The 5,192-nt window shown below is 45.8% G+C and carries 4 protein-coding genes; all 4 read left to right on the top strand.

The features are described 5' to 3' along the window. A partial coding sequence (locus V6C93_RS24985; RefSeq protein ID WP_333479379.1) for a CHAT domain-containing protein occupies positions 1 to 484 on the top strand: 484 nt, incomplete at its 5' end. A 93-nt stretch (positions 485 to 577) separates the two neighbouring features. Then, positions 578 to 1,240: a DUF928 domain-containing protein gene (locus V6C93_RS24990; protein WP_333479380.1), complete on the top strand. Its 663-nt coding sequence runs from the start codon at positions 578 to 580 to the stop codon at positions 1,238 to 1,240. A gap of 196 nt (positions 1,241 to 1,436) precedes the next feature. Then, entirely contained in the window at positions 1,437 to 3,713 is a 2,277-nt protein-coding gene (locus V6C93_RS24995) for an adenylate/guanylate cyclase domain-containing protein (protein WP_333479381.1), read from the top strand. A 193-nt stretch (positions 3,714 to 3,906) separates the two neighbouring features. Further along, entirely contained in the window at positions 3,907 to 4,902 is a 996-nt protein-coding gene (locus V6C93_RS25000; protein WP_349262832.1) for a YheT family hydrolase, read from the top strand. Positions 4,903 to 5,192 lie beyond the last annotated feature (290 nt).

Consider the following 5,192-nt stretch of genomic DNA (forward strand, 5'->3'; position numbering starts at 1 on the left):
CCATGCTGAGTTCAATTCCGGTTCGACAGACAATTCCTATATTCAGCTATGGAACGATAAACTGCGCTTGTCTGAGATGTCAAAACTTGGCTGGAAGGAAGCAGAAGTAGATTTGTTAACGCTCTCTGCCTGTCGCACTGCGATTGGCAATAAGGAAGCCGAAATGGGATTTGCTGGGTTGGCAGTTGCTTCAGGAGTTCAGTCAGCCTTAGCCAGTATTTGGTCGGTGAGTGATGAAGGAACTTTAGCTTTAATGACAGAATTTTACTATCAGTTGCGGTCAGCTAAGGTGAAGTCGGAGGCGTTGCGCCAAGCACAACTGGCGATGATTCAGGGGAAATTGAAGATTGAGTCAGGCCAGTTAAGGGGTTCTGGGATGCGCGGTAGTGTGGCGCTGCCGCAAGAATTATCTTCTTTAACTAATACTAATTTATCCCATCCCTATTATTGGTCAGGTTTCACAATGATTGGGAGTCCTTGGTAAAAGCCCTAACTTCACGGATTAGAAGAAAGTAATACTTTTAAACGCTTGATTTTTGCAGGCGTAATTTTTAACTCAAAAAAGGAGAGTTTAGCAATGAATTGGAAATATGCTGCCTTAGCATTGGTGGGTTCTAGCTTGCTAGTGCAACTACCAGCGCTTAGCCTGCAATTCCCCCCTACAGGAGGTACAGGAGCACCAGAGAGAACCGCTAGCGGTGGTAGGCGTGGCGATTTTTGTATTCAGGCTGGGGCATTGCCTGCAACGGCTTTGGTACCTAAAAATAATTTGGGGACAACAGTTTCTGAAACACCAACATTGTTTTTTTACATTCCTCAAAGCGAAACGAAGACGGCAGAATTTGTGCTGATGGACAATGAACGTAATGAAATCTTTCAGACTAAAATTACTCTTCCTGGCAAGCCGGGTGTGATGAAATTGGATGTGCCGTCAACCGTCAAATTAGAAGAAAATAAGACTTATTGGTGGGAGTTCTCGATTATTTGCAATACTCAAGATCGATCGGGCGATCGCTATATTCAAGGAATGCTCCAACGTACCCCCCTCAGTCCGGAGTTAAAAACTAAGCTGGAGGCGGCAAAGCCTCTCCAACAGGCTGAACTCTTGGCTCAGGCGAAAATTTGGCAGGAGTCATTAGCGATCGCAGCCCAGTTACGGGGTACAAATCCCAAGGCATGGGAGGAACTTTTGAAGTCGGTGGGTTTGAGTGCGATCGCATCTCAACCGTTTGCAAATTAAATATTAGCCATTGTCCGATGAATTTTGAGTCTGGAGCATCTGTGAATGGGTGATATCAAATCTGTTGGCATCGGAATAGTAGGTTTTTTTAACGCAGAGAACACAGAGGAAGGCGCGGAGGGTCGCAGAGTGTTTGCAACCAAATTTCAGTAAGGGTAAATGATAGGTATGGGCGAGTGTGTGACTTTTAATTAAAATGCTTACTTCCCTCAAAAAATGGCTTGGAAAATGTCGTGTAGTATGGATTACTGCTCCTAGTATTGCAGGATTAATTATCCTTATGCGAGTGCTGGGATTCTTGCAGTTATGGGAATGGGCTGCATTCGATCAATATATGCGTCTGCGCCCTTTGGAAGTTCGCGATAACCGTATTGCTATTGTCGGTATTGATGAAGCCGACGTGAAAAGTATTGGGCAACCTATCTTACCGGATAAAGTTTATGCTCAGTTAATTGAGAAACTGAAGGCAAGGCAGCCAAGAGCTATTGGTTTGGATGTTTTTCGGGATTTACCTGTAGAACCAGGTCATGAGCAATTAGTCCGAGTCTTCAAGTCTACCCCGAACTTGGTCGGTATCGAGAAAGTAATAGGAGAACCAGGACGTGAACGAGTTGCCCCACCTCCAGCGCTGAAGGCCAAAGGGCAAGTGGGGGCAAACGACTTAATTGTGGATGCCGATAGTAAGGTGAGACGGGGTTTGATTTCGGTGGACACTTCCCCAAGGGAAACTGTCTACAGCTTCAGCCTCTATCTAGCTTTACTGTATCTGGAGGCAGAAGGCATTACCCCGAAAGCAGAAACTCAAAACTCAAACGTTAAACATCAAAAAGAAAGCCTAATTTGGCGGTTGGGTAAGGCAGTTTTTCAGCGTTTTGAATCCGATGATGGCGGTTACGTGCGCTCGGATAATCGCGGTTACCAGGTGCTTATCAACTACCGGGGAGGCGCGAGAACATTTGAGACTGTCTCAATGAGAGATGTTCTCGACGGGAAGTTACCGCCCGAATGGGGGCGCGATCACGTTATTTTGATTGGTTTTGTTGGTGAGAGTTTTCAGGATTTCTTTTATACGCCTTACAGCAATAGATTACTTTCTATATCCCATCCGACGCCCGGTGTCGAAGTTCACGCCAACCTTACCAGTCAAATTATCAGTGCGGCTTTAGATGGTCGCCCTCTGATCAAATCCTGGTCTGAACCTGTAGAGTGGTTGTGGATTTTGCTTTGGTCTGGAATTGGTGCTGCTCTAACTTGGCAATTAAGATATACAAAAACTGTAAGCAAAATTTCCTTCCGCAGAAGGGTGGGGCAAGTTTTAGTCACAGTGCTTTTACTCGGTACTACTTATATTGCTTTTTTAGGAGGTTGGTGGATTCCTGTAGTGCCATCATTTATTGCTTTAGTTGGTTCTTCAATTACTATCACGGCGTCCGTTGCCAACTCTACTTTTATACTTCGCAAAACTTTTGGGCGTTACTTAAGCGATGAAGTGGTTGCTAATTTACTAGAAAGTAAGGAAGGATTAAAACTGGGTGGCAAGCGCCAGAAAATCACCATCCTCACCTCCGATCTAAGAGGATTTACCGCACTTTCAGAACAACTGCCTCCCGAAGAAGTAGTAACAATTCTCAACATTTATCTCAAGTCTATGTTAGATGCGATCGCAGCCCATCACGGAACCGTTGATAAGTTTATGGGGGATGGGATTATGGTTCTCTTTGGTGCCCCAACCGTGAGAGATGATGATGCGAAAAGAGCCGTTGCTTGTGCGGTGGCGATGCAGTTGGCAATGAGTGATGTCAACAACCAGATGCAGCAATTGGGCTTTCCCCTTCTAGAAATGGGCATCGGCATCAATACAGGGGAAGCTGTCGTTGGGAATATCGGCAGCGAAAAACACAGCGAATACACAGCGATCGGCAATGAAATTAACTTAGCATTTCGCCTCGAAACTTATACAACAGCCAGTCAAATTTTAATTTCCGAGTCAACCTTACAAGAGGTAGGGGAATCAACTTTGAGCATTAACTCCCACAAGCAAGTACAACCTAAAGGAGTTAAACAACCCATTACTATCTATGAAGTCAGGGGTATTCGTGACCCCTACAACCTGTTTTTACCTGAAGAAGAAGACATCTTTTTGCTCATAGCTGAAGAAATCCCCATTCTATACAGTGTTTTGGATGGGAAGAAGGTTGCTGAGACTCAATTTCAAGGACGTATCATCAAGCTTTCACCTAAGGGAGCAGAAATTACAGCTATAAATCATGAAGAGGGAGCCATTCCCTCTCCACTAAGCAATATTAAACTTAACTTATTAGAAACTGACCAAACAGAATATATAAGCGATGATATCTATGCTAAGGTCTTAGAAAAAGCGGGAAAATTAGACAATTTTTACATTCATTTCACATTCAAACCCCCTACTTTAACACAGCGACTTTCTCAAGCACGGACGCGATCGCATCGTTAGGTCAAATAAGAAACCATTCTGATTTCTTAGCAGAGGGATAAAGGCTTCGTCCCTACTCCTGATGAAAGATTACTGAATCGGCGCTCTAGTCCTTGCAAATTATGTAAAGATATGTAAATAAAATCCCGCAGGTATCTGTGTGAAGCCCAATCCTTCTTATACTCCGCCTTGGTGGCTCCAGAATGGGCTACTAATGACTCTGTACACGGCTTTGAGAGCATCCCGTCATTGGGAAAAGACCACCTCTGCAACAGAACCGATGTACCAGAAGAGAATCTTTATGGGTGCAGGCGGTGTGCCGATTTTCGGCATTGTTGCCATTCCTGAGAATCCCCAAGGAACCTTTGTTAGTACCTATGGGATTACAGGCGAGCTAGATAACCAATGGTTTCTTAGACTGCTGGGGCGTAAGGCATTTGCCCAAGGCTATGCGGTGGTTCTGTTTGACTGGCGAGCTCACGGTAAAACGGCTGAGTTATCCCCGACATTAACCTCTGATGGTTTGTATGAGGGAGAAGATTTTGTCCGTATTGCGGCTCAGGCTAAGGAAATGGGGTGTCCAGCCCCCTTCTGGTTTACAGGGTTTTCTCTAGGAGGACAACTGGCGTTATGGGCTGTTAAAGCTGGACAAACGATAGAGAGTTGGGGGCAGGATTTGGGGCTGCTGGAGTCCGATATTGGTGGCGGGGCAGTGATTTGTCCGAGCTTGGATTCCAACCGATCTCTTAACTATCTAGTGAATGCTCCATTTGGTAAGTATTTGGAAAAAGCGATCGCACGGCAACTGAAAAAACTCGCTTGGCGGATTCATGAGGCTCATCCAGGAGCAATCGACCCAGCCGCCATTGAGCGAGCCAACAGTATTTGGGGCTTTGATCACGAACTGGTGATTTCGCGCTTAGGCTTCTCATCGGTCGAAGAGTACTACGATGCTAGCAGTGCGCTTCATCTGTTACCGCAACTCAAGAAACCGACTTTAATCTTGTACGCTGCCGACGATCCCCTGTTTGACCCTAAAATTGTATCGGACTTGCAAGCGGCCTGTGCTGGTAATTCTGCGATCAACTTGGTGTTAACTAGACACGGGGGTCATGTAGGCTATCTCAGCAGCAAAGCTTGTCAGCGTCAAGCGAATGACTCAGATTGTTGGTGGGCATGGAATCGAGTTTTAGAGTGGTGCAAACGGTGATTGATCATGAGATTGACGCAAAGACCGGAGTCAGATGCTCGTTAAGCGCTTGGTATATCTCAAGATTGCATAAAAGCCTCTGAATATAATCCATCGTCCCACTGGACAGAAGTGCGATCGCAACTTAAGCTGAATGGCACTGACTTAAGAACTCTCATACCTCACCCCTCAACCCTTGCGGAGGGGGTCTGGGGGAAGCGCTTCGTCCCCCAGTGGGGGGTTTGGGGGGAACCCCCCCAATCCGGGTTTTTCCAAAGAACGATCGCTTTTCCCTTAAGTCAGTGCCATTA

It is taken from the genome of Allocoleopsis sp., assembly GCF_036703385.1.
Classification (GTDB): Bacteria; Cyanobacteriota; Cyanobacteriia; order Cyanobacteriales; family Coleofasciculaceae; genus Allocoleopsis.

Coding starts and splice junctions, on each gene's coding strand:
- V6C93_RS25000 (WP_349262832.1), top strand. CDS start 3,907: ATGACTCTGTACACGGCTTTGAGAGCATCCCGTCATTGGGAAAAGACC.
- V6C93_RS24990 (WP_333479380.1), top strand. CDS start 578: ATGAATTGGAAATATGCTGCCTTAGCATTGGTGGGTTCTAGCTTGCTA.
- V6C93_RS24995 (WP_333479381.1), top strand. CDS start 1,437: ATGCTTACTTCCCTCAAAAAATGGCTTGGAAAATGTCGTGTAGTATGG.